The organism is Caulobacter sp. GW822-FHT07D08, assembly GCF_058798735.1.
This window is the reverse complement of record NZ_JBXAKU010000010.1, coordinates 193,762-215,776: the sequence shown is the minus strand read 5'-3', so window position 1 is coordinate 215,776 and position 22,015 is coordinate 193,762. Positions and strand designations below refer to the sequence as shown.

At 69.0% G+C, this 22,015-nt stretch carries 27 protein-coding genes; 23 read left to right on the top strand and 4 right to left on the bottom strand.

Features of this window, described 5'->3' with window-relative positions:
- The first annotated feature begins 11 nt into the window (after positions 1-11).
- The 3 genes from AC1RJ9_RS19170 to AC1RJ9_RS19160 all read left to right on the top strand — a co-directional run bounded on the left by AC1RJ9_RS19170 (position 12) and on the right by AC1RJ9_RS19160 (position 1,459).
- Positions 12-191, top strand: coding sequence for a hypothetical protein (locus AC1RJ9_RS19170; protein WP_492086196.1), 180 nt, complete (start codon positions 12-14; stop codon positions 189-191).
- Positions 188-949 (top strand): hypothetical protein, encoded by a 762-nt coding sequence (locus AC1RJ9_RS19165; protein ID WP_492086197.1) that lies wholly within the window; start codon positions 188-190, stop codon positions 947-949. Before AC1RJ9_RS19170 ends, AC1RJ9_RS19165 begins: the two co-directional genes overlap by 4 nt.
- Before the next feature lie 105 nt (positions 950-1,054).
- Positions 1,055-1,459 carry a hypothetical protein gene (locus AC1RJ9_RS19160; protein WP_492086198.1) on the top strand — a complete coding sequence of 135 codons (405 nt, stop codon included), beginning with the start codon at positions 1,055-1,057 and terminating at the stop codon, positions 1,457-1,459.
- Between the two features lie 2 nt (positions 1,460-1,461).
- On the opposite strand, the gene AC1RJ9_RS19155 is transcribed toward AC1RJ9_RS19160, so the two are convergent.
- Positions 1,462-1,635, bottom strand: a complete 174-nt coding sequence (locus AC1RJ9_RS19155; protein WP_492086199.1) for a hypothetical protein — start codon at positions 1,633-1,635, stop codon at positions 1,462-1,464.
- On the opposite strand from AC1RJ9_RS19155, the gene AC1RJ9_RS19150 reads away from it, so the two are divergent.
- Complete coding sequence (locus AC1RJ9_RS19150; RefSeq protein ID WP_492086200.1) at positions 1,625-2,077, top strand: hypothetical protein; 453 nt, start codon at positions 1,625-1,627, stop codon at positions 2,075-2,077. The two genes, AC1RJ9_RS19155 and AC1RJ9_RS19150, sit on opposite strands and share 11 nt — an antisense overlap.
- Positions 2,078-2,110: 33 nt before the next feature.
- On the opposite strand, the gene AC1RJ9_RS19145 is transcribed toward AC1RJ9_RS19150, so the two are convergent.
- Complete coding sequence (locus AC1RJ9_RS19145) at positions 2,111-2,716, bottom strand: hypothetical protein (protein WP_492086201.1); 606 nt, start codon at positions 2,714-2,716, stop codon at positions 2,111-2,113.
- A gap of 291 nt (positions 2,717-3,007) precedes the next feature.
- Between AC1RJ9_RS19145 and AC1RJ9_RS19140 the strand changes: the two genes are divergently transcribed.
- From AC1RJ9_RS19140 to AC1RJ9_RS19130, 3 genes are read left to right on the top strand one after another with little or no spacing between them, the layout of a single operon-like run.
- Positions 3,008-3,484, top strand: a complete 477-nt coding sequence (locus tag AC1RJ9_RS19140) for a hypothetical protein (RefSeq protein ID WP_492086202.1) — start codon at positions 3,008-3,010, stop codon at positions 3,482-3,484.
- A 37-nt stretch (positions 3,485-3,521) separates the two neighbouring features.
- The gene (locus AC1RJ9_RS19135; RefSeq protein WP_492086203.1) at positions 3,522-6,389 is read left to right on the top strand and encodes an Eco57I restriction-modification methylase domain-containing protein; all 2,868 of its coding nucleotides are present in this window, start codon (positions 3,522-3,524) and stop codon (positions 6,387-6,389) included.
- A 3-nt stretch (positions 6,390-6,392) separates the two neighbouring features.
- A complete protein-coding gene (locus tag AC1RJ9_RS19130; protein ID WP_492086204.1) occupies positions 6,393-7,139 on the top strand; it encodes a hypothetical protein in 747 nt (248 codons plus the stop codon).
- A gap of 88 nt (positions 7,140-7,227) precedes the next feature.
- On the opposite strand, the gene AC1RJ9_RS19125 is transcribed toward AC1RJ9_RS19130, so the two are convergent.
- Together AC1RJ9_RS19125 and AC1RJ9_RS19120 are read right to left on the bottom strand one after the other, a co-directional pair.
- A complete protein-coding gene (locus tag AC1RJ9_RS19125; RefSeq protein ID WP_492086205.1) occupies positions 7,228-8,097 on the bottom strand; it encodes a hypothetical protein in 870 nt (289 codons plus the stop codon).
- Positions 8,082-9,137 (bottom strand): type IV toxin-antitoxin system AbiEi family antitoxin, encoded by a 1,056-nt coding sequence (locus AC1RJ9_RS19120; RefSeq protein ID WP_492086206.1) that lies wholly within the window; start codon positions 9,135-9,137, stop codon positions 8,082-8,084. Before AC1RJ9_RS19120 ends, AC1RJ9_RS19125 begins: the two co-directional genes overlap by 16 nt.
- A 335-nt stretch (positions 9,138-9,472) precedes the next feature.
- On the opposite strand from AC1RJ9_RS19120, the gene AC1RJ9_RS19115 reads away from it, so the two are divergent.
- From AC1RJ9_RS19115 to repC, 16 genes are all read left to right on the top strand, one after another.
- Entirely contained in the window at positions 9,473-10,090 is a 618-nt protein-coding gene (locus AC1RJ9_RS19115) for a LuxR C-terminal-related transcriptional regulator (protein WP_492086207.1), read from the top strand.
- Positions 10,041-10,370, top strand: coding sequence for a hypothetical protein (locus AC1RJ9_RS19110; RefSeq protein ID WP_492086208.1), 330 nt, complete (start codon positions 10,041-10,043; stop codon positions 10,368-10,370). The genes AC1RJ9_RS19115 and AC1RJ9_RS19110 overlap by 50 nt, the downstream gene beginning before the upstream one ends.
- A 12-nt stretch (positions 10,371-10,382) precedes the next feature.
- Complete coding sequence (locus AC1RJ9_RS19105; protein WP_492086209.1) at positions 10,383-10,910, top strand: hypothetical protein; 528 nt, start codon at positions 10,383-10,385, stop codon at positions 10,908-10,910.
- Positions 10,911-11,038: 128 nt separating this feature from the next.
- On the top strand, positions 11,039-11,329 hold the full coding sequence (locus AC1RJ9_RS19100) for a helix-turn-helix domain-containing protein (protein ID WP_492086210.1): 291 nt from the start codon (positions 11,039-11,041) through the stop codon (positions 11,327-11,329).
- Positions 11,330-11,562: 233 nt separating this feature from the next.
- Positions 11,563-11,910 (top strand): TrbC/VirB2 family type IV secretion system protein, encoded by a 348-nt coding sequence (locus tag AC1RJ9_RS19095; protein ID WP_492086211.1) that lies wholly within the window; start codon positions 11,563-11,565, stop codon positions 11,908-11,910.
- A complete protein-coding gene (locus tag AC1RJ9_RS19090) occupies positions 11,910-12,170 on the top strand; it encodes a VirB3 family type IV secretion system protein (RefSeq protein ID WP_492086212.1) in 261 nt (86 codons plus the stop codon). The genes AC1RJ9_RS19095 and AC1RJ9_RS19090 overlap by 1 nt, the downstream gene beginning before the upstream one ends.
- 6 nt (positions 12,171-12,176) lie before the next feature.
- Positions 12,177-14,636, top strand: a complete 2,460-nt coding sequence (gene trbE, locus AC1RJ9_RS19085; protein WP_492086213.1) for a conjugal transfer protein TrbE — start codon at positions 12,177-12,179, stop codon at positions 14,634-14,636.
- A complete protein-coding gene (locus tag AC1RJ9_RS19080; RefSeq protein ID WP_492086214.1) occupies positions 14,626-14,913 on the top strand; it encodes a hypothetical protein in 288 nt (95 codons plus the stop codon). Before trbE ends, AC1RJ9_RS19080 begins: the two co-directional genes overlap by 11 nt.
- Entirely contained in the window at positions 14,910-15,647 is a 738-nt protein-coding gene (locus tag AC1RJ9_RS19075) for a TrbJ/VirB5 family protein (protein ID WP_492086215.1), read from the top strand. The genes AC1RJ9_RS19080 and AC1RJ9_RS19075 overlap by 4 nt, the downstream gene beginning before the upstream one ends.
- Entirely contained in the window at positions 15,644-15,868 is a 225-nt protein-coding gene (locus AC1RJ9_RS19070; protein WP_492086216.1) for a hypothetical protein, read from the top strand. Before AC1RJ9_RS19075 ends, AC1RJ9_RS19070 begins: the two co-directional genes overlap by 4 nt.
- 6 nt (positions 15,869-15,874) lie before the next feature.
- A complete protein-coding gene (gene trbL, locus AC1RJ9_RS19065; protein ID WP_492086217.1) occupies positions 15,875-17,206 on the top strand; it encodes a P-type conjugative transfer protein TrbL in 1,332 nt (443 codons plus the stop codon).
- 18 nt (positions 17,207-17,224) lie between these two features.
- The gene (trbF, locus tag AC1RJ9_RS19060; RefSeq protein ID WP_492086218.1) at positions 17,225-17,911 is read left to right on the top strand and encodes a conjugal transfer protein TrbF; all 687 of its coding nucleotides are present in this window, start codon (positions 17,225-17,227) and stop codon (positions 17,909-17,911) included.
- Positions 17,908-18,927 (top strand): P-type conjugative transfer protein TrbG, encoded by a 1,020-nt coding sequence (gene trbG, locus AC1RJ9_RS19055; protein ID WP_492086219.1) that lies wholly within the window; start codon positions 17,908-17,910, stop codon positions 18,925-18,927. The genes trbF and trbG overlap by 4 nt, the downstream gene beginning before the upstream one ends.
- Positions 18,924-20,159: a TraB/TrbI/VirB10 family type IV secretion system protein gene (locus AC1RJ9_RS19050; protein ID WP_492086220.1), complete on the top strand. Its 1,236-nt coding sequence runs from the start codon at positions 18,924-18,926 to the stop codon at positions 20,157-20,159. Before trbG ends, AC1RJ9_RS19050 begins: the two co-directional genes overlap by 4 nt.
- Positions 20,160-20,286: 127 nt before the next feature.
- Positions 20,287-20,523, top strand: a complete 237-nt coding sequence (locus AC1RJ9_RS19045; protein ID WP_492086221.1) for a ribbon-helix-helix protein, CopG family — start codon at positions 20,287-20,289, stop codon at positions 20,521-20,523.
- 184 nt (positions 20,524-20,707) lie between these two features.
- Positions 20,708-21,961 (top strand): plasmid replication protein RepC, encoded by a 1,254-nt coding sequence (gene repC / locus AC1RJ9_RS19040; RefSeq protein ID WP_492086222.1) that lies wholly within the window; start codon positions 20,708-20,710, stop codon positions 21,959-21,961.
- The last annotated feature ends 54 nt before the right edge of the window (positions 21,962-22,015 follow it).

The following is a 22,015-nucleotide window of genomic DNA, read 5'->3' as shown; positions in this document are numbered from 1 at the left end:
CAGGAGTCGACATGGCCGTACTGACCAGCACCAAGGACCAGATCCGCGTCGCCGCCGCCGCCCGCAAGGCGGGGGGCTACGAAGAGCTCGACCGTCTTGCGCGCGAGAAGCTCGCGGCCGGTCCCAACGCCGTCCTGACCCGTGAAGACGGGCGACTGACCTACGTAAAAGCCAAGCCCGAAGCGGCGTGAACTTCACGCTCGCCCTTCTTGGCGGCCTGACACTCATCCTCCCGGGCCTGGTGGCCCTGATGGCCGTCCACCTGCAATCGGGCCGGTATGGCGCGCGCCGTATCGACCTGCCGGTCACCTCGACCCTGGGCCTGGTGGTGGTGCTGGGCGTCTCGATGCTGGCCCATCTCCTGGGTTGGGCGTTGTTCGACCTGGGCGTCAACGTCGCCCGCGAGCTGCAAGGCCGGTGGCCGGGCCTGACCAAGGTCTGGGGCCTGGCGACCAACCCCTACGAGGCGGCCGTGCGTCTCGCCGAAGGCGGCAAGGCGGGCCTTGGAGAAATCGTGGGCTTTCTCGCCACGGTGGGCGCCGAGGCCGGGCTGGCGGTCGCCATCGTCATGAGCCGGGGCTTTGTCCTGGTCGTGGGCGGTGTCGATCTGGGCAACCAGGGCTGGCTGTTCCAGAAGATCATCCTGCCGATCCGCCACGGGCTTCAGCCGGTCGCCTATGTCCTGACCGTCCCTCAGAGCGACGGAACGGGACTCGGGTATCGCGGGGTCATTGTCGAGGCCCGCCAGAACGTCGACGGCGAGCTGAAGGGGCTGACCCTGAACGGGTGGAGACCTACACCTACCGCGTCCCGGTCCATCGACCCTCGAGCGATCCGGTCGCCGGTGACGACGCCGAAGACCTCGCCGACGTGCGGCTTTCGACCTCTCGCCGTCGGCCCCTGGCCGGCGTGCTGGTGCTGGAGGCCAGCCAGATCCGCAACGTGCTGATCGTGACGATTCCCGATGACGTCGTCAGCGAAATCCTAGAACTGCCCGACGAGGCGGCGCCGTCGCCCGACGGCGGCGCGCCCGACCCGGCCGGGGAGCGCGCCCATGTTTGACTTGATGGTCGTTCTGGTTTGCGTCCTCCTGGTCTTCGGCGGCCTCGCCTATGCGCGGCTCTGGCTGACCGAGGTCGGGGACCTGATGTGGATGGCGGGGCTGCGGCCGCTGATCGTCATCGGATCGCTCGTCCTGACCGGGCTGATCGTCAACCTGATGTCGCTGTGGATCCTGCCGTCCAGCGGCATGACCGCCACGCGGTTCGCCCTGGCGCTGCTCGCCGCCCCGATTCCCGCACGCCGGCTCGCCGATTGGATCGTGTGGATGCGAATTCCGAAGGGCGGGCGCGAGGCGTTCGAAGCCGGCGTTGTTTTCGACCAGGCCTCGGCCCAACAGCAGAGCGAGTTCATCCGCTCGCTGGGCGAGGCGGAGGCCGCCGCGCCCAGCGAGCCTTGAGCCTAGCCGGCCGGCGATGCGCCGCCGAGGCGGTCGAACGCGGTCTCCAGGGCGTCGTTGATGATCGCGTTGATGTGGCGGGTGACGGCCAGGAGTTCGCGGTAGTCCTCCAGCGTGTGCTTGGGATCGATGGGGCCGAGCGCCAGGCTGATGGTTCCCTCCTCGGTGTCCTTCACCGAGAAGGCCGCCGAGATATGGCGAGCCGAAAAAATGCACCGCGCCGCTGGTGCTCTCGTACACCTCCTGCATCCACGGATAGTCGGCCAGCAGTTTTTCCTTGAGGTATTTGTCGGTCATCGGCTGGCCGTCGGCCGCCCTGATCCGGTTGATCTGGCCTCCTTCGAAGACCTGTTTGGCGAAGGCCTCGGGATCGTCGACCCAGAAGACGGCGTGCAACCGAAACGCCGTGTCCAGCTGCAGGCGGATCAGCGCGATGACCACAAGGTGGTTCTTGTCCTCGATCAGTTGGCGGAGAGCCCGGCTCTGGGCCAGCGTGCGTCGCCCGACGCCCATCAGGAAGACGTGGGTGGCGTACATCGGCCGGCCCGGCCCCACATAGCGGGCCACGACCTCCAGAAGCTCCCGCTCGGTGCGCTCGATGTCCCTGAGGATGCCTAAAGCCGTTTCCGCCGACCGATCGAAATCGCTCATTCAGTGGGCCTGTGCGCCGGGCGGCCGGATCGTTCCTTGGTCCTTGCGAAGGTCGCTGATGGTCATCTTCAGCATGTCCGGCAGATCCGGCTGGTCGATCCTGGCGGCGATCGCCGCCAGCACGGCCACCCGCAAGGCGGCCGACACGCAGGCTTCGGCCGTCGATCCTGTCGACAAGGCCGCGGGCGCGTTGCGGATGATCTCGTGGGCGACCCCGAACATGCCCTTCAGCGCCGTCTGCTCGACGGGCTCATAGGCGTCCGCATCGAAATCGTCCGCCGAGCTGGGTCGCGGCCCCGGCGGCGGGGCCGCGGCGACCGCGGCGACAACCTCGGCGGCGGCCGCCTCGACCAGATCGGTGAGCTCGCCGGCGCGAGCGTCGAGGTCAGCGAAGGGCACGTGACGGACGCCAAGGTCGGTCTGGGCCTCCAGTTCGGCGTTGGTCTTGGCCGCGACGCGGGCGACGATGGTGACGCCGTCGGCATAGTCGCCCCATTGGGTCATCAGGCGGATCCGCGGCTTGCGATCGGAGGACCGCCGCAGCTCCTCGGCGCGCGCCATCGCCCGCGCCAAAGCCTGGCCGACACTCAGGTGATGGTCCGGCATCGAAGTCCCCTCCCCTCGCGATCACACGAGGCTCCTACGATTCCGCGTGGACGACGAGATGGTCGTGCCGTCGGCGGTACGTCGCTTTCGAAGGCCGGCCGCCACCAGAGGAGCTATCGCGCCGCCGGGTCTACGCGTCGCCAGTGTCGATTCCGGCCGCCCCATCGCGGTGGCCGCCCTCTGCGTCCGCGATCGTCGCAGCCCATCCCGACCTTGGTGAAAGCGTCCTACCGGAGAGAATGGCCATGACTCCGACTCAACCTGTCCAAAACAACAGGTTGACCTGGCTAGGTGTCGCGCGTACCGGTGCACATGCTGTTCACCCAGGGCCAAGTCCGAAGTCTTCTCGAGATACAGTTCGAGACCCTGCGTCGGTGGCGCGAACACATCCCCGCCCTGGCGCGGCACAAGGGCCATGCGCCGAGCTTCACGCCGGGCGACGTCGTCGCCCTGGCGCTGATCTCGGACCTGGTGGCGCAATACGGCGTTCGCCCCAACGCCTTGGCATCTTCGTTCGATTCGCTGGTTCAAGCGTGCCACGGTTGTTCGTGGATGATGCTCGAGACCTGCGTCGCGGTCTTCGACGCCACGGGCGTCAAACTCCTTCAAGCCAGCGATCCGCGCCGCGATCTTGGCGAAGGCCTCATCCTGTCGGCGCCATGCCGGCCGCTGGTCGAGCGGTTGCGCGCCCGTCTGGTCGATGTGGAACCCGAAGCGGTGCAGCCGAGCCTGCAGTTTCCGCCGGTGCCGGTCCGAGGTGGGCGATGATCATCGCGCCATCCCCAAGGCCCTGGGACGCCGGGACATGACGGCCGACCTCTTTTCCACCGAGACGCCGAGCGGACACTGGCTGTTCGACCTGGCGATCGACCATCTGCCGGCCATCGACGGCTTGACGCCGGTGGCCGGGTTCAAGGCCACGGGTCGAACGCCCGAGGAAGTCGCCGCCGTCGAACGCGCCGCCCAGTATGGGGCGGCCGCGGTGTTCTTCGAGGCGGGACGCAACGGACGCGCGCCGGTGGCGCAAGCCTTCATCTTCATTTCCGAGCCCGGAGGCGACGACGCCTTCGCCGAGCTTCACAAACGCCTGTGGAGCTGGGGCGGCGTGCCGCTCGTCTACCGCAAGGTCGGCGGCGCGGTGCAGCTGTTCCGCTGCGCGCACGATCCCGACTTCATGGCGGCCGACGGCCGTATGGTCTGCAAGCCCTTTCGAACGCTCGACCTGGCGGGCCGCATCGCCCGGGCCGAAGCCTGGTGGGACGCGGCCCAGTTGCGCAACGGCACGCTCTGGGACGATCCGGCGATCTGTCACCTGATGCTGTCGGCCCAGAAGGCCGCCCATCGCAAGCTTGTGGACGCGGTGCGGGCGCTGAACGCCGAGCTGATCGCCCAGTCGATCCTGCCGGTCGAGCTGCGTCGGCGTCTGCTGATCCTGTCCCTGCTCATCGCCTATCTCGAGGAACGCGACGTCCTGCGTCCGGCGTTCTTCGGCGACTTCCAGCCCCAGGCGACGCGTTTCTTCGAGGTGCTGCGCCAGGCGCCGGCCCTGATCGCGATGCTGAAGGAGCTGGAGGCGCGCTTCAACGGCAACATCTTCTCGCTCACGGCGGCCGAAGAGACCGCCCTGCGCGGCAGCGGCGACCTTGAGCGTTTCGCCCGCCTCGTCGAGGGCCACGAGGCCCCCGGCGGACAGCTCAGCTTCTGGCGGCTCTACTCGTTCCGCGACCTGCCGGTCGAGCTGATCAGCCATATCTACCAGCTCTTCGTCACGGACGCCGACAGCTCGGTCTACACCCCGCCCATGCTGGTCCGGCTCATGCTGGACGAGGCGCTCAGCTGGGAGCGCATAGAGCGCCTCCTGGCCACCGACCAGGTGATCCTCGACCCGGCCTGCGGTTCGGGGGTCTTCCTGGTGGAGGCCTACAAGCGCCTCGTCCTTTACTGGCGCAGCCGAAACGATTGGGAGCGGCCAGGCGTGGACCAGCTGCGCGCTCTGCTGGGCCGGGTTCATGGCGTCGACCTTGAGAAGGGCGCGGTGGAACTGGCCGCGTTCAGTCTGTGCCTGGCGCTCTGCGACGCGCTCGAACCGGCGGAAATCCGCTCTAGCGTGAAGCTGTTTCCACGCCTGGGCGGCGTCTCCCTGCATCACAGGTGCTTCTTCCAGGCCAAGGAAGAGGGCTTGGTTGGCGCGCCCGTCGGGGTGATCCTCGGCAATCCGCCGTTCGAGTCGGCGATGACCACGACGGCGGCCCAGCGCAGCTACGAGGCCTACCAGGCCGAACATGGCGACCTCGCCGACAAGCAGCTGGCCTATCTGTTCCTGCATGAGGCCACGGCGATGCTGGCGCCTGGCGGGCTGATCAGCATGATCCAGCCGTCGGGCTTCCTCTACAACCAGCTCGCGGGGCCTTTCCGCGCCCGTTATTTCGCAAGCTGGAACGTGCGCGAGGTCCTCGACTTCGTGTCCGTCCGGGGCCTGTTCAAGAAAGGCGAGGCCGACCCCAAGATCGTCATCGCCGTGGCCGAAAGCGCCGCGCCCGAGCCCGACCGAACGCTTCTCCACGCCGTCTTTCGCCGCAACGGTCGAGCGGAGGCCGAGCAGGGCTTCGAAATCGACTACTATGACATGCACTGGCTGCCGCGCGGCGCGATCGGCGAGAGCGCCGACGTCTGGCGCGCCAACCTCCTGGGCGGCCCCCGGGTTCTGAGCTTCGTGCAACGCCTGCGCGGCTTGCGGACGCTGGGCGACTATGCCGAGGCCGAAGGCTGGGACTATGGCGAAGGCTTCATCGCGGGCCAGAAGGGCATCGACCGGCCGGCGGATCACCTGATCGGCAAACCCTTGCTGCCGACCAGGGCGCTGTCGGCCGACGGTCTGGACGAGGCCGCCGTCACCACGGTTCCGGCCCAGAAGATCAAGGACCCGAAATCGGCGCGCCGCTTCACCGCCCCCCTGCTGCTGATCAAGGAACACCAGGACCTCTTCCGCGGCGTCCGCGAGCAGGGCTATCTGACCTTCAAGGACGAGATCGTCGGTTTCGCCGCTCCGGTTCGCGACCTGCAAAAGCTCCGTGGGGTCGAGCACTGGATCGACCGCAACGACGTCGCCTTGCGCGCGTACGCCGCCGGCGTCAGCGGCCGCCTGTTCAATCGGCGCGCGACCTCGATCGCCAGCGCCGACGTCCTGGCCATCCCGTACCCAGAAGGCGAAGACCTCGAGCTGAGCGACAACGAAGCCCTGCTGTGCGCGGACATCGTGAAGTATATGCGCGACTTTGTGCGCCGGGGCAGCGACGCCCCGGCGATGAGACGGCCGGCCGACGACGGGCTGGGGGACTTCGCCGAGGTCTTCGTCCGCCAAATCCAGACGGTCTATCCCGACCAGCCGTTCAAGGCGCTGCCCGCCTTCCATTGGCCGGGCGTGGTCTGCCAGCCGTTCGTCTTCGGCGCCGGTGACGTCGACTGGTCGGGGTCGGACGCCCTGGCGGGCCAGGTCGATGGGCTGTTGCGCGCCCAGAGGGGCCAGAGCCTGTCGGTGACCCGCGTCGCCCGCCTCTACGATGGCCGGTTCACCTTCATGCTGAAGCCCAACCGCCTGAGGTTCTGGCTGCGATCCGTCGCCCTGCGGGACGCCGACGAGATGCTTGCCGATCTACGCCTGCAGGGGTTCTGACGCGTGCTGGCCGACAGTCCTCCGGTCTCGATCGGCGCGGGCGCCTTCGCCCCGGACGTCCAGCGCCCCGCGGGATTCAGGCGCAATCTGATCGGCTTCATCGCCCAGGAACTGCCCAAATGGCGGGACCATCCGCAGCGGCGGCCCGAGACCGCCGAGACCATCCTGACCTCACAGCTGTGCGCCCACCTCAACAGCGCAACGCGACTATCGCCGGGCTGGGACATCCTGCAGTTCCGCGTCGAGGAGCCCGACGAACAGCATAGGGGCCGCAAGATCGATCTTGTCCCCGCCCCCAGCGGGGCGACGATCTGGATCGAGGGGCGCGCCCACTCCCACTACGACAGCCTGCTGCCGATCGAGTGCAAGCGCCTCCCCGTCCCGCCCGACCCGCGCCGGGACGCCCGCGAGTACCTGCACAGCGCGATGTCGACGACCGGCGGGATCCAGCGCTTCAAGGCGGGACATCACGGCGGCGCCCACGACGAGGCGCTGATGATCGCCTACGTGCAATCCGACACCCTCGATCAATGGGTCGAACGCATGGGCGACTGGGTGGCGGGTCTCGTCGCGGACGCCGGCCTGGACTGGACCGACAGCGAAACCCTGCGCAGCGTCGCCCGCCCCGAACCGTTTCTGATGCGGTTGGAATCGACCCACGGCCGCGCCGGCGCCCTGGCCGCCATCCAGATCAGCCACCTGTGGATCGACATGGCCGCGCAAGTCGTGGCGCAACATCACAGCCCGTGACCATCGGCCGGGCGCGCGACGGCCGATCGTGCGGCCGCCAGCGAGTTCAGCCTTCGCCATGACTGCGGCGCGGAGATGCCGGGGACACTCAGGCGAGCCCGAGACCGCGAAGCCAGGCGTTAACCTGTCCGAAGGCGTCCGTCTGCCACTGGTCCTCGTCGCGATCGTCCAGGATCTTCCCCTCGGCGGCGAAGCGCGCGACGCTCTTGGGCCCATGATAATCGCGCTCGAGGAACTTCTCGGCGATGATCTTGTAGGCGGTCAGCGCTTCGGGGTCTTCGAGAAGCGGCGCGCAGTCGGCGACCAAGGCCTCGACGCCGCCGGGATAGTTCCTGACGCAATAGTAGATGTCGTAGGAGTCCTTGTCCTTCAGGCGTCCCTTCAGGGCGAAGCCCTTCATCGCCAGCAGGGCCGGGATCGAAGCGACCTTCATCTCGATGCGGTTCTTGCCGCCCCTGGGCATTTCGCCCTCGAGGGGAAGGCCCTGGCTGAACGCCATCGCCAAGCGGGCGCCGTCCGCGCGCTGAACGGCGAACCCCTCCACGAGCGGAGGAACGTTCTTTTCGTACTTGGCGTCGCGCGGCATCAGGAAGTCGACGACGATCTGGATCGGCGGGCCCTCGTCATTGGCCTCGATCGTGCGGATCATCTGGAATTTCTTCGTCGGGTCCTCGTTGTGCGCGTAGCCGTGCTTCCTGAGTTCATCGACGAGCTGGGCATATTCGCCGTCGCCCAGGGCGATGGGATCCAGGCTCAGGTCGACGTCGAGCGAGCCGATATGGCGCATCTGGGGGTTGTCGAGCAGCAACCAGGGCACAGCGCCGCCGACGACCACGAACTTGTTGCGGTAGCTGCCCAGGATCTGGCCAATTTCCAGCAGCACGGACTTGACCGCCTTGATCGTGCGGTCGTCGTAGGCATAGGCGGGGGGATGGTCTTCAATCACGGTCTTGGCCATTGGAGCTCCTGGTGGCGGAGGAACTCCGCGGCTTCGCGGCCGCGATCGCCGCTGTCGTTGAGGTCGAGATAGGTCTGGACCGGCGAGGTCGTCACGATCTGCGGGGCCGGCCTGACCGCGTCGAGCAGGACGCCCTCGTCGTCCAGGACGGTGACCAGCACATTGGCCCCCTTGGCGGTCTGGGTGAGCGAAAGCGCCGCCTCCAGCTCCGACAGGATGTCGGGCCAGGCGTAGAGGTAGGTGGTCTCGCTGCGGCCGTATGGCGCCAGCCAGTTGGCCGCCGAGTAGGAGGCCATGGCCAGCCTGGGCGTTTCGCCGTCGCGGGCCATCAGGGCCTTGAGCTTGGCCAGCAGCGCGTCGCCGTGATGGATCGTGTAGTAGCGACGCGATTGGCCGGGCGCCTCGTAGGCCTCCCGCCAGGCGTCGAGAAGCCCGTCCGCATCGGTCAGGACCAGGCCGTCGGCCGTGGTGCTGGCCCATTCGCGATCCAGCAGACCTTCCTTGACGTTGTGGACCTGACCCAGGCTGACCCGCGCGCCCTCGGCGATTTCCTTCAGGCGCGCCGGGCGGTCCGGCGCCTTGAGCAACCAGCGCAGGACGCGCGCGGACTTGGGCTTGAACAGGGACTTCAGATCCCTGCGCTCCACCGCCGGCTTGTCGGCGACCGACCGCTCGATGAAAAGATTGTCCAGCGCCAGCCGGTAGTTGCCGTAGAGATCCAGGTAGTGGACGCCGGCGTCCACGCACAGTTGGCGGGCCTGCTCGGAGATGTAGGGCGCCATGAACACCAGTTCGGCCCGGGGACGGGTCAGGGACCAGTGCTTCAGCTGGTCGATCGCCAGGCGGGCGGTGCGCGGATGGCCGTCGTTCTTCACTTCGCAAACCAGACGGTAGTGACGGTCGGCGACGTCGACATCGAAGACCGCGTCGACGCCGCGGTCTTCGATGGCGGCTTCGCGCGCCACGTTCTGGAGACGGGCGATCGGGACGTGTTCGATCAGCTCCGCCAGGGCGGCGACCGTCTCCTGCTCCGTTTTCATTGGATCGGGGTATTTCAACATGCGTTGAAAGTGCGCCATATACTGAAACTTGTCAACAGTTTCACCGCCTATGGCGTTTTCAGCAAACGATGAAACGGCCTATTCCACTGAAATTCAGCAGCGCGACGCGGCGCGCGCATCCGCCATGGGGGCGTCGATCGAACCCCGGTGCAAAGCTTCGAGGTCTTAAACCTAGTGAGGTTTGACCGCCTGGTCGCCACGCCAAGGCAAATTGTCAGGACACGCGCTTTCCGCGACCCTTGACCCTCTGTGCAGCCTAGGGTCAATAGGACCTATGGTTGTAGCGTTTCGGCTTATCCCCGGCGGAAAATCGCATGATTGAGCGCCTCACCGACCGGGAGCGCCAAATGCTCGACCTGGCCGCGCAGCACCTGACCTCAAAGCAGATCGGACCCCTGCTCGGCATCCGGCCGGCTTCGGTCGACACCTTCATGCAGACGATCATCCGCAAGCTGGGTGTGGCCAGCCGCAAGGAGGCGGTGATCGCCTATATCACCGCGGCGCGGGGGGATCGGGATGATCTCGACTTTGGATCATCGCCAGTGGCTGGCGCCGGCGGCTCGCGACCAACTGGCGCTGTCATTCGGGACGGTGATCACGACCCCCTCCCCAACTCGCCCGAGGCCCCACAGGCCCTCGACGACGGGATGGGTGGAGCTCAATCCGAGCGGCTTCGGCCCAAGGCCGACCGCCTGGTGCGACGGGGTCTGCGGTCCCCGGCCCGGAGACTGGTCGCCATTGCGATCGCCGCGATGATCTTGGGACTCGTCACCCTCGGCGCCGCCGCCGTGGGCTACATCCTAAATCGTTCGATCGATCGGATGCTGGGCGACCACGGCAACCCCCCGTCGGGCCGGGCAGGCCCCAACCAGAGTAGGTTCAATGCAGAATTTGACCACGGCGCGCGTCGCCAAGCAGCTGTTTTCGGCTGAGGACGCGCTCGATCGCACGCTCGGCGAGACGGCCAAGCTCATCACCTCCCTGTGCGAGGCGCGCATCGCCAACCGGCTCCCGGCCATCGCCGGCCAACGCGTGATCGGCGGCGCCGCCGAGGCCCTGGCCGCATTGGAGCGCGCGCGCCGCAGCGTGCTCGACACCCATGCGGGCCTGGCCGACCTGCGCGAGGAGTACGGCTTCGAAACGCTCGCCGCCGGCGTCCTGCACAAGCCGGAGGGCGTCGCGCCGCAGGGCGCGCTCGAGGCGGCCGCCTGAGCCGATCGCCGCGTGTTCGCCTGGTCTCCCCTCGTCTTCGCCATCGCCATGGTGCTGGTCTGCGTGGCCGCACTTATTCGGGGGCGCTGGGAGGAGAAGGTCCTGGGCGCGGTCTATCTGGCCGCCTGCATGGCGTCGCTGGCGGTCGAGAAACGACCCTGGACCGGACCCCAGGGCGCGGTGATCGCCATCGACGCCGTCGTTCTGGGCGTGTCGGTCGCCGTCGTCCTCGGATCTGAAAAGCTCTGGCCAGTCCTCGCCGCGGCGTTCCAGGTCCTGACGGTCGGCGCGCACCTGGCCTTCATCACCGCCGAGGGGAGGCTTGGCGCGGCGGGTTATCTGACGGTTCTGGCGCTCTGGAGCTACGGCATGATCGCCTGCATCGCCTGGGGCGCGGGATCGCAAGGGCGGCCCCTCACCGGCCTGGACCTTCAAGATCTGAGGAAACGACTTGGACCGGCCGACCCCGCCATGGGCCTGAGAGGGTCGATGACGGGTGAGCCCGTCGCGCGCCGATGCGACGAGAGCTCGCTTTTATGACGTGTGTTGCCGGCGTTCGCGAAGAATCCGGCATGCGGAGTGTTCGCCGCTTGAGAACGGCCTGTGCTTTGAGTGCTGTCGACGAAACATGACGCCGGCTGGTTCCGTGCCAGCTAGGAGTAGAGTTCGTGAGCAATGTATTGTCACCGCGCCTGCGCCAGTGCCTGATCTTGGCAAGCAAAGGTCATACCGCCGTCGAGATTGGGTTCATCCTGGGCCTGTCCTACAGAACGGTGAACCAGTACCTGTCGGACGCCTATAAGCGCCTGGGCGCACGAAATCGCATGCAGGCGGTGGCGATCGCCATCCAGCGCGGGGAAATTCCGCCGATCGCGCTGGAGGACGCGCCATCCGAGCGGCCGCCGGCCCTTCCTGGCGGGTCCGCCCCTGGCGATCAACCCATTCCGCCCTGCGGCTAGCGACCCGCCCTGCCCGCCAGATCCTCGGCCAGGCCTCGTCCTGGACGCCGCCCCGCGCGTCCAGGACGAGGCCTGCGCGCCCGCGCCCGAAAACGCCGCCCACGCGCCAAGCTTCAGCACTGAGACTCTGCGGGTGGAAGTCCGCACCCGCAGGACTGCCACCCGCATTTCCTCGGAATTGTCGTCCCCATAACGGGTTTGCCAGGGTCGGTTCGACTCAACCCGAGGCGCCCATGATCTCCGCCCAACGCCGCCACCGCCGCTTGCGCTCAGCCGCCGCCAACCTCGCGATCGGCCTGACCCTGGCCCTGCTCGTGTTCGAGCCGGCCTGGGCCGGGGGAACGGGCGGCGGCATGCCTTGGGACAACTGGCTGACCCAGATCGCCGACTCCATCACCGGACCGGTGGCCAAGGCCATCGGGGTGATCGCCATCGCCGTCACCGGCCTGGGGGTGGCCATCTCCGAGGGCGGCTCGTGGGTGCGCAAGGGCATGCAGGTGATGTTCGCCCTGTGCATCGCGTTCTCCGCCTCGACCTTCTTTCTGGGGTTCCTGGGCTTCACCGGCGGGGCGGCGATCTGATGGGCGCCCCGGACGGCTACGAGATCGACTTCCACGGCTCGCTCTCCGAGCCCGTGACCCTGGCGGGGGTGCCGCGCATGACCGCGGTTCTGATCGGCACCTTGACTGCGGTGCTGGCGCTGGGCCTGCAGGCGCCATGGATCGGCCTGCCGCTGGGCGCCGTGCTTTACGGCGCGGCGCTGTGGATGGCCAAGCGCGACCCCTACGTCTTTGACATCCTGCGCCGGCACCTGCGCCAGCCGACCCACTACGACGGCTAGGCGCTTATGCTGTTCCTCAACGAGTACCGCACGCGCTCGAGCCGGCTTTGCGACCACCTCCCCTGGGCCCTGCTGATCGCGCCGGGGATCGTGCTCAACAAGGACGGGTCGTTCCAGACGAGCCTGGAGTTTCGGGGGCCGGACCTGGCCTCGGCCACGCCCGCGGGGCTGATGGCCGTGCGCGCCCAGCTCAACAACGCCCTGCGGCGGTTTGGTTCGCGCTGGTGCCTGCACCTGGAGGCGGTGCGATCGCCCTCTAATTCCTATCCGGCCAGCGTCTTTCCCGATCCCGTAAGCCACCTGATGGACGAGGAGCGGCGCGCGGCTTTCGAAGCCGAGTCGGCCCATTTCGAGTCGCGCTATTTCGCGACCTTCACCTACCTGCCGGCCGCCGACGCCATCGGCCGGGCCGAGAGCCTCTTGGTGGAAAACCTCCCCCAGGGCCGGGGTGCGGACGCACTCTATCGCCTGGCGCTGGAGGAATTCAAGGCCACGGTCGGGGCCGTGCGCGACATCCTGGCCGGGGTCTTTCCGCTGGTGGCTCCGCTCGATGACGAGGCCACCCTCACCTATCTGCACGCCTGCGTCTCGACCAAGCGCCAGCCCGTGGCCCGGCCGCAGATCCCGATCTATCTGGACGCGGTGCTCACCGACGACGACTTCCAAGGCGGGCTCTATCCGCGCCTGGGCGACCACTATCTGCGCACCCTTTCCGTGCGGGCCTATCCGGCCGCCTCCTGGCCAGGACTCCTCGACCAGCTCAATGCGCTGGGCCTCTCCTACCGCTGGGTCTGCCGCTTCCTGCCGCTGGACAAGGAGGACGCGCGCCGGGCGGTGACCACCCTGCGCAAGCGCTGGTTCTCCAAGCGCAAGGGCGTCCTGGCGCTCCTCAAGGAGGCCATCACCCACGAGCCCTCGCTGCTGGAGGATCCCGACGCCCTGCAAAAGACCCAGGACGCCGACGCGGCCCTGGCGATCCTGGGCAGCGACGCGGCGGCCATGGGCTATGTCACCCCGACCGTGACCCTGACCGACCCGGACCCGGACCGGCTGGCCGCCAAAGTCCGGGCCGTGGACGCGGTGATCAATCGCGCCGGCTTCGTCACCAAGGTCGAGGACCTCAACGCGGTCGAAGCCTGGCTCGGCGGCCTGCCCGGCCAGGCCTATGCCGATGTGCGCCGGCCCATGGTCAGCTCGCTCAATCTCTGCGACCTGCTGCCGGTTTCGGCCATCTGGCCAGGCCCGCTGGTCAACGCCCACCTGACCGAAGAGCTGGAAAAGCAAGGCCGTCCGGGCGTCCAGCCGCCGCTGATGCACACCCGCACCAACGCCACCACGCCCTTTCGCCTGGACCTGCACCAGGGCGATGTCGGCCACACCTTCGTGGTCGGGCCCACCGGCGCGGGCAAGTCGGTGCTGCTCAACACCCTGGCCCTGCAGTGGCGGCGCTATCCCGGCGCGCGGGTGGTGATGTTCGACAAGGGCCGCTCCAGCCGCGCCGCCAGTCTGCTGGTCGGCGGCGGCTTCTACGACCTGGGCCCGTGGGGCGAGGCGCCGGCCTTCCAACCGCTAGCGCGGATCGACCGGAACGAAGAGCGTATCTGGGCGCAGGACTGGCTCCTGGACCTGCTGGCCGCCGGCGGCGTGGTAGCCACGCCCGCCCTTAAGGACGAGCTGTGGACGGCCCTGGCCAACCTCGCCTCGGGGCCGGCCGAGCAGCGCACCCTGACGGTGCTGGCCGCCACGGTCCAGGACCACGCGGTCAAGGCCGCGCTCAAGCCCTTCACACTGGACGGGCCCCATGGCCGGCTGCTGGACGCGGCAGAGGAGCGGCTGACCGCGCGCGACTGGCAGGCCTTCGAGCTGGGGGCCCTGATGGAGACGCCCGCGGCCCTGGGCCCCGTCCTGACCTATCTCTTTCACGTCCTGGAGCGCGGGTTCGACGGCCGGCCGACCCTGATCGTCTTGGACGAGGCCTGGCGGTTCCTGGAGTCGACCGCCTTCGCCCAGAAGATCCGCGAGTGGCTGTGGACGGTGCGCAAGCTCAATGTCTGCGTCGTCTTCAGCACGCTGTCGCTGTCGAGCATCACCGACAGCCCCATCGCCCCCGCGCTGATGGAAGGCTGCCCTACCCGTATCTTCCTGCCCAACCCCGAGGCCCGAACGCCCCTGGTGGCCAAGGCCTATGCCGGGTTTGGGCTCAACGACCAACAGATCGAGATCATCGCCGGCGCCGCGCCCAAGCGCGAATACTATTATCACAGCGCCGCGGGCGACCGGCTCTTCGAGCTGGGCCTTGGCCCTGTGGCCCTGGCCGCCGTCGGCTCGGCCAGCCCCGGTGACCAGTCGCTGATCGACAAGGTGCTGCGCCAGGCGGGACCCGAGGGGTTCGCCGCCGGCTTCTATCGGGCCAAGGGCTTGCCGGAGGTCGGCGACTTCCTCGACGAGGCCCGCGATGCGGCCTGACCTTGAGGCCGAACCCGCCCCGGTCGAGCGATCCGCGGTCCCCGCGCGCGCGCGACGCCTGGCGCGCCTGACCTTTGTCCTGTCCCTGGCGCCGGGGATGGTCCTGACCATGGTCCTGGCCCCGGCCCTGCGCGACCCGCGCCTCCTGCTGGTCGGCCTGGGCCTGATCGGGGCGGCGATCCTGGTCCGCCATCGCCTGGCCGACCTCGTCCTGGACTGGACCGGCGCGCGATCGGACCCGCCCTTCCCGACCTCGATCTCGGAGCCTCGCCCATGATCCCCTCCCGTCGCGGCCTGATGCGTTCGGGCCTGAGCCTTGCCCTGTCGCTGGGTGTTGGGCTTGGGACCGCCGGCGCCGCCGGCCAGGCGCGCGCCCAGGTCACCGTTTACGATCCGGCCGCCGTGGCCCAGGCGATCAAGACCGTCTCCAACGGGCTGTCGCAGATCCAGGCCCTGCAGAGCCAGCTGACCAACCAGGCGCGGATGCTGCAGACCCTGGGCGTGGACGTCACCGGCCCGTTGCGCGACATCGCCGGCCAGGCCACCACGCTGCTGCAGCAGGCCCGGGGGCTGGGCTATCAGGCCGCCAATATCAGCCAGAGCTTCGCAGACCTCTATCCGGACGATCTGAGCGGTCTGTCGGCCCGCGACCTGGCCGCGCGCCTGGCCAGCTGGAGCCAGAGCAGCCGTCAGACCCTGCAGGACGCCATGGCCGTTCAGAACCAGATCGTCCAGGCCCAGGGCGCGACCGGCCAGGCGGTGGCTTCGGCGGTCGGCGCCTCCCAATCGGCCGCTGGTCAGACCGCGGCCATCCAGGCCACCAACCAACTCCTGGCCGCGCTCTCCACCCAGCTGACCCAGCTGCAGACCCTGATGATCACCCAGGCGCGGCAGGCGGAAACTTGGGAGGCCGAACGGCGCGCCGTCGTCATTAAGAGCGAGGCCGACCGTCAGCGCAATTCGGCGGTGACCCGCGGCGCGCCTCGCTTCTCCGGAGACGTCCTGCAATGACCAAAGTTCAGACCACCCCCGGGCTTGTCCTGTCGCTGTGCCTGGCCCTGGCGGCCTGCGGCCAAGGTTCGGCCAAGGCCCCAGCCGAGGTCGCGGCCAAGCCCCCGACCGCCAAGCCAAAGCGCTGCCCCGACCCGGACATTCGCGACACGAACGACCCCTGCTCGGTGGCCTACGTCCAGCGCAAACCGGGCCGCCTGTCCGAACGCGACCTCCACTAGCCGCCGATGCAGACAGCCTCCCCCTCCGCCCTCGACGATTTCCTCGCGCGCTTCACCAGTCAGGTCGGAGCGGGGTTTGGCCTGATCAACGGCGACGTGCGAACGACCTTCGCGGCCCTGATCGTCATCAGCCTTGGCCTGTCGGCGCTGCTCTGGGCCGTCGACGAAAACGACAACGTGCCGGCCGCGCTGATCCGAAAGCTCTTGCTGTTCGGCTTCTTCGCCTGGCTGATCAGCAACTGGCATCCCCTGACCCTGACGGTGATCAAGGGCTTCACCGCCCTGGGCCTCAAGGCCGGGGGCGGTCGGATGAGCCTGAGCGACTTTCTCAACGCCCCGTCCAAGATCGTCTGGGACGGCCTGGACGTGGCCTTCGAGCTTTTGAAGTACATCGGCCGGCTGGCCAGCGAAGGCATGGGGGTGGGCTTCTTCACCCACATCGACACCATCTTGGTCACCGCCATCGTCATCATCGGCGTGATCCTGGCCTTCGTGCTCCTGGGCGTCGAAGTCGTCGTCACGGTGATTGAGTTCTACGTGGTCACCCTGATCTCATTCGTGATGGTGCCGTTCGGGATCCTCACCCAGACCGCGTTCCTGGCCGAACGGGCGATCGCCTACGTGCCGGCCGTGGGGGTGAAGATGATGGCCCTGGCCATGGTCGTGTCGATCGGCGAGCAGATCTTCTCCAGCTACATCGTCTCGCCAGACCCGACCTGGCAGGAGAGCTGCGGGCTGCTGGTCGCGGCCATCGTCTTTTTGATGTTGGCTCTGAAGATCCCGGCGATCGCCGCCGCCCAGATCACCGGGACGCCGCAATTGAACGCGGGATCGGCCGCCTCCAGCGTCGTGGGCCTGGCCGCCACCGCCGGCGGCCTGGCCCTGGCGGGCCGCTGGGCGATGGGCGGTATGGCGGCCGGCGCGGGGGCCAGCGCCGCCCGAGGCGCGGCCGGCCTGCGCGGCATGGGTGGCGGCCGTGGGCCCTCGGGCGGCGGCTCGCCCTCTTCCGGCGGGGGGCCGCCTGGCGGCGGCGCCTCGGGTGGCGGGGCGAGCCCCAGTCCGCCTTCGGGCGGCTCGCCGCCCGGCGGCGCCGCCCCGAGCCTGGCCAGCGTGGTGGCCAAGGCCAAGGCCTCGTTCTCCCAACCTTCGACCGATCCGGCGGCGCCCGCCGAGGGAGGCGGGAGCGACGGCGGCGGCCAGACACCGCCGCCCAGCCCAGGCCGCCGTGGCCGATCGCGTGGCGGCGGGGCGGTCAGCGGCGCGCGGCCGTGGCGCGAGGACGCCGCCGGCCAGCCGATCGGCATGCCGCAAATCCACCCGCCGTCCGAAGACCCTTGAGCCTCGGAGCCTTAGTCGATGTCCACCGCCTTCCGCCGCGCCCAGGAGCGCTACGGCGACTCCTTGCCGACCGAGACGCCCTATCAGCGCGCCGGCCAAATTCATGACGACCGCGACGGCGCCAAGCTGGCCGCGGCCCGCAACTGGCGGCTGATGGCGTTTGCTTGCGCCGGTCTCGCGGCGCTCTCGTTGGGGGCCTACATCTACGAGCGCCAGGACACCAAGATCGCCACCTATGTGGTGCCGGTCGACCGCTACGGCCGGCCCGGCCGGATCGAGCCGGCCGACCGCACCTATCGGCCAGGCCAGGCCGAGACCGGCTATTTCGTCGCCGACTTCGTGCAACTGGTGCGGGCCAAGAGCACCGACCCGGTGGTGCTGCGGCAAAACTGGGTGCGGGCCTACGCCTTCGTCTCGGGCGACGCCAAGGCGACCCTGACCCAGCACGCCCGCGACCACGATCCCTTCGCGCGGGTCGGCGACGAGGCCGCCACGGTCGAAATCGTCTCGGTGTTGCCGCGCAGTCCCACCACCTACCAGGTCCAGTGGCGCGAGACCGTTTACGATCACGGCGCGGCCCTGCCCGCTCAGCGCTGGACCGGGCTGTTCACCGTCGCCCACACCCCGCCGCGCAACGAGGCCCAGCTTCGCGCCAACCCCCTGGGCGTCTTCATCACCGCCTTCCAGTGGAGTCGAGACCTATGAGCGGCCCTGTCGCGCCTTGGCGCCTGTCCGTCGCGGCCCTGGCGGTCGCCCTCCTTCTGGGCCTGGTCCCCGGGTCGGCGCCGGCCGCGCCCGATGGTCCCGCTCCAGCGGCCAAGTCCGGTCCCTCGCCGGCCGCGCCGATCCGGGCGGCGCAAACCCAGCAGATCGCCTCGGGCGGGGGAACAGCCGCCGCGCATGCCGCGCCGAAGCCCAGGCGCCGGGCGGCGCCGAGGCGGGTTCGCCGCGAGGCGTCCGGACCGATGGCCACCATCGCCCTGGCCAACGCCCAGGCCCGCGACTGGCCGACCCCGGCGGCCTACGTCAATTCGGCGCTCTATTACGACTTCGAGCCCGGCCGGCTCTACACCGTCCACACCAGTCCAAGGTTCCTGACCACCATCGCGCTCAAGCCCGGCGAGAAGCTGATCTCCAAGGCCGCCGGCGACACGGTCCGCTGGGTGATCGGCGAGACCAGCGCCGGAGCCGGCGAGGCGTCCCAGGTGGTGGTGTTCGTCAAGCCGATCCGGCCGGACCTGCGCACCAACATCGTCCTGACCACCGACCAGCGGACCTACCTGATCGATGCGGTCAGCAACGCCGGCGGGGTCTACACCGCCGTCCTGAGCTGGAACTATCCGCAGGACCTGGCCAAGGCCGCCGCCGCCGAGCGCGTGTTGGCCCAGCAACAGGCCTCGGCCGTCGCCGCCGACGTCGCCGTCGACCGCCTGAATTTCCGCTACCGCATCGATCCCAAGGATCGGAGGCCGCCGCGCTGGACCCCGGTGCGGGTCTTCGACGACGGGGCCAAGACCTATATCGAGTTCCCCGCCGATCTGGCGACCGACCAGGCTCCGCCGCTCTTTCTGCTGGGCGACAAGGACCGCGCCGAGTTGGTCAACTACCGCCAGAGCGGGACCTTCTATGTCGTCGACCGCCTGATCGATCGGGCCGAGCTGCGGATCGGCGAGGGCCGCCAGAGCATCGTGCGCATCTCGCGCCAGGGCGGCGCCCGGTGAGCCCAGCCGCCCACGGCGATGGTTCCGCGGAGCTGGACGCGTCGGCCTCGGCCAAGGCCGCCCCGCGCTCGGTGCTCGATGCGCCGCGCCGGCCGATCGCCCGCTATCGACCCGCGGTGATCCTTTCGGGCGTGCTGGGCGTCCTGCTGCTGGTCGGGATTGGGTTTCTGATCGCCTTCGGCGGCGGCCGCAAGGCCGCCAGGGCGCCGGCCGAACCTCAGGCCAGTCCCGAGGCCGCCACCACGGCGCCAGTCGACGCGCGCCTGCCGGCGACCTATGGCGATCTGCCCCCGCCCAAGGCCTCGCCGTTCGCGCCCGCCGCCCCGGCGTCGGGTCCCTCTGGGACTCTAGACGGCGGCCAAGCGCCGGGTTCGCCGACCGGGCCGGCCGGCCCCGGCGCCCCACCCGACCCGGCCGCTCGCCAGCGGGCCGACGAGCGTGAGGCGGCGCGACGGGCCGGGCCGTTCTTCGGCGGGGCCCCGGCTCCCGCGGCCCAGGCCTCCGCGCCGGCCGCTGCGGATTTCTCGCTGGGCGCGGCGGCGCCGGTCGCTACGCCGGGCGACGGGTCTCGTCCCAAGGAGGCGTTCATCGCCCGCGCGGGCGCGGCCGGTCCCACCTATGCGCCCAGCCTGCCGCAGGCGGCGCTGTCGCCCTACGAGGTCAAGGCCGGCACCGTCATTCCGGCCGCCTTGATCACCGGCCTCAATTCCGACCTCCCCGGCTTGGTCACCGCCCAGGTCACCGAACCGGTGTTTGATCATCGCACCGGCCGACGGGTGCTGATCCCGCAGGGCGCGCGGCTGATCGGCAAGTACGACAGCCAGGTCGGCTATGGTCAGGACCGGGTGCTGCTGGTCTGGACACGGCTGATCTGGCCATCGGGACGTTCGGTGGACCTGGCCGGCATGACCGGGGCCGACGCGACCGGGACGGCGGGCCTGACGGACAAGGTCGACACCCACCTGCCGGTCCTGGCCCGGGCCATCGGCCTGTCGACCCTGATCTCGATCGGCGGGGCCGCGGCCCAGAACAGCATCGCCCGCGGCAGCGAAAACCTGGTCCTGCAGGATGGCGCGGGCGGGATCGCCGCCCAGGCCAGCCAGACCGGCCAGCGCCTGGTCGAGCGCGACCTGCAGCGCGCCCCGACCTTGCGCATCCGTCCGGGCTTCCCAGTGCGGGTCATGGTCGACAAAGACCTGATCCTGCCGCCTGAAGTCGTGGGAGGTCGCTGATGCGTCGCGACTCGGGCGGCGAGTCCGATTCTTCTTCAACTCAAGACGTTTATTCGCGCGTCCCCGGTATTGGGCGCTCACCTTTATTAGTTCCGGTGGCCGGAATCGCGATCTTATCGTCCGCGCCATGACGACCGCACGCGACCTCGAATATCACGCGCAGTACCAGAAGCGTCTCCGGGCCGAGGCCCGGGCGCGCGGCAAGGGACAACTGAACGCGCTGGTGGATAGGGATCTCATCGACAGGCTCGATGCGATGAAGGACGGGCGCGGGTTCAACAACCGCACGGCGGCTCTGGAGCAAGCGCTTCGGGAGTACTTCGAGCGGGGGCAATCGGAAAGGAACCGTGCCGTGAGCGCATAGAAAAACCCGGCTCGCCGAAACGCGCCGGGCTCTCCAGGTCATTCGCTAGACGGGGCGCCAACCCCGACCGAGCTCTCAAGTCCTGCTCTTTCTAACCGAATCACCGACATCGCCGCAATCCAAAAACGCGCGTTCGCGCGACGGGAACTTGTGCGCCTGCGGCCTCCCCAAGGAGGAGCAGGATATGCAGACCGTCTCGAACGGGATCGGTGACGTGCGCCGTCTGGCGGACGCCCAGTGGGCGGCCGCCAAGCTCGCCGACACCTACCAAGGCCTGCCGGAGGGCATCTCCAAGGCCATGCTGCTCGATCGTTTCGAGCGGGCCGCGCCCCGGCTGGGGCTCGGCGACGGGGTCGTGCGCCTGATGCGCGCCCTGGTGCGAGTCACCGCCGAACAGGACTGGATCGGCCGCACCCGGCCGATCGCCTGGCCCTCCAACGATGCGCTTTGCGAAGAGCTGCAGCGCTCGCGAAGCTGCGTCCAGGGCCTGATCCGCGCGGCGGTGCGCGCGGGCCTGGTCCACATGAAGGACAGCGGCAACGGCAAGCGCTGGGGCTATCGCGACGAGCGCGGCCACATCGTTGAGGCTTTCGGCTTTGATCTCGCGCCGCTGGCCGTGCGCTGGGACGAGTTCGCCGACCTGGCGGCCGCCCGCGGCCTCGAGCAGGCCCAACGTCGCCACCTCAAGCGCAAGCTGGGCGAGATCCGGCGGGAGATCCGCACTGTCTGCGCCGACGCGCTCCATCGCGGCTATGGCGGCTTCGACTGGCACGGCGCTGTCGATCACGCCCTGGGCCGTCTTCCCCGGACCCCCTCTCTCGGAGAGCTCGAGGCGCTGCACGAGACGTTCCAGGCGCTGCTGGCCGCCGTGGATGCGGCCTGGGTCAGGGCCCGTCAGGACGGACAATATAAGCCCAGGGGCGTCGTGGACGAAGCCCAGAAAGAACCTACAACCCAGCCAAGATCTGAAGGATCAACGTATCCATCTCTTCGGAGAGAGGTAGTCGAGCCGTCGGCGCGAACGACATCCGCCTCGGTGGCGGTTGAACCTTCGCGGGTGGAGGCGCTGGTCAGCGACGAGGTGATCCCGCTGTCGCTGGTGCTGGAGGCCGTGCCCGAGGTCGGCGACTATCTGGAAGATCTGGCCGGCGCCGCGTGGGAGGACCTGGTCGACGCCGTCGGCCGCGCCGCGCCCCTGATGGGGATCAACCTGTCGGCCGTTCGCGAGGCGCGGGAGGCCATGGGCCGAAACCGCGCCGCTGTCGCCCTGACCACCATCCTGGCCCGCTGGAAGGACGGCGAGATCAGGAGCTCGGCCGGCGGCTATCTGCGCGCCATGTGCGAACGCGAGAAGGTGGGGTGCCTGCACCTGCTGCCCAGCCTGTACGGGCTGAAGGACCGGTTCGGGAAAACGCCGCCCAGGCGCGGGGAACGATGAAGGCGCTGCGGGGTCCAGCCCTGTGCGGCACAGAGGCGATTTGGCGCCCCGAAG

Excerpts from the sequence above, each read along its gene's own strand:
- AC1RJ9_RS19170 (WP_492086196.1), top strand. The coding sequence starts at position 12 with ATGGCCGTACTGACCAGCACCAAGGACCAGATCCGCGTCGCCGCCGCC.
- AC1RJ9_RS19160 (WP_492086198.1), top strand. The coding sequence starts at position 1,055 with ATGTTTGACTTGATGGTCGTTCTGGTTTGCGTCCTCCTGGTCTTCGGC.
- AC1RJ9_RS19145 (WP_492086201.1), bottom strand. The coding sequence starts at position 2,716 with ATGCCGGACCATCACCTGAGTGTCGGCCAGGCTTTGGCGCGGGCGATG.
- AC1RJ9_RS19135 (WP_492086203.1), top strand. The coding sequence starts at position 3,522 with ATGACGGCCGACCTCTTTTCCACCGAGACGCCGAGCGGACACTGGCTG.
- AC1RJ9_RS19125 (WP_492086205.1), bottom strand. The coding sequence starts at position 8,097 with ATGGCCAAGACCGTGATTGAAGACCATCCCCCCGCCTATGCCTACGAC.
- AC1RJ9_RS19120 (WP_492086206.1), bottom strand. The coding sequence starts at position 9,137 with ATGAAAACGGAGCAGGAGACGGTCGCCGCCCTGGCGGAGCTGATCGAA.
- AC1RJ9_RS19115 (WP_492086207.1), top strand. The coding sequence starts at position 9,473 with ATGATTGAGCGCCTCACCGACCGGGAGCGCCAAATGCTCGACCTGGCC.
- AC1RJ9_RS19110 (WP_492086208.1), top strand. The coding sequence starts at position 10,041 with ATGCAGAATTTGACCACGGCGCGCGTCGCCAAGCAGCTGTTTTCGGCT.
- AC1RJ9_RS19095 (WP_492086211.1), top strand. The coding sequence starts at position 11,563 with ATGATCTCCGCCCAACGCCGCCACCGCCGCTTGCGCTCAGCCGCCGCC.
- AC1RJ9_RS19090 (WP_492086212.1), top strand. The coding sequence starts at position 11,910 with ATGGGCGCCCCGGACGGCTACGAGATCGACTTCCACGGCTCGCTCTCC.
- trbE (WP_492086213.1), top strand. The coding sequence starts at position 12,177 with ATGCTGTTCCTCAACGAGTACCGCACGCGCTCGAGCCGGCTTTGCGAC.
- AC1RJ9_RS19080 (WP_492086214.1), top strand. The coding sequence starts at position 14,626 with ATGCGGCCTGACCTTGAGGCCGAACCCGCCCCGGTCGAGCGATCCGCG.
- AC1RJ9_RS19075 (WP_492086215.1), top strand. The coding sequence starts at position 14,910 with ATGATCCCCTCCCGTCGCGGCCTGATGCGTTCGGGCCTGAGCCTTGCC.
- AC1RJ9_RS19070 (WP_492086216.1), top strand. The coding sequence starts at position 15,644 with ATGACCAAAGTTCAGACCACCCCCGGGCTTGTCCTGTCGCTGTGCCTG.
- trbL (WP_492086217.1), top strand. The coding sequence starts at position 15,875 with ATGCAGACAGCCTCCCCCTCCGCCCTCGACGATTTCCTCGCGCGCTTC.
- trbF (WP_492086218.1), top strand. The coding sequence starts at position 17,225 with ATGTCCACCGCCTTCCGCCGCGCCCAGGAGCGCTACGGCGACTCCTTG.
- trbG (WP_492086219.1), top strand. The coding sequence starts at position 17,908 with ATGAGCGGCCCTGTCGCGCCTTGGCGCCTGTCCGTCGCGGCCCTGGCG.
- AC1RJ9_RS19045 (WP_492086221.1), top strand. The coding sequence starts at position 20,287 with ATGACGACCGCACGCGACCTCGAATATCACGCGCAGTACCAGAAGCGT.
- repC (WP_492086222.1), top strand. The coding sequence starts at position 20,708 with ATGCAGACCGTCTCGAACGGGATCGGTGACGTGCGCCGTCTGGCGGAC.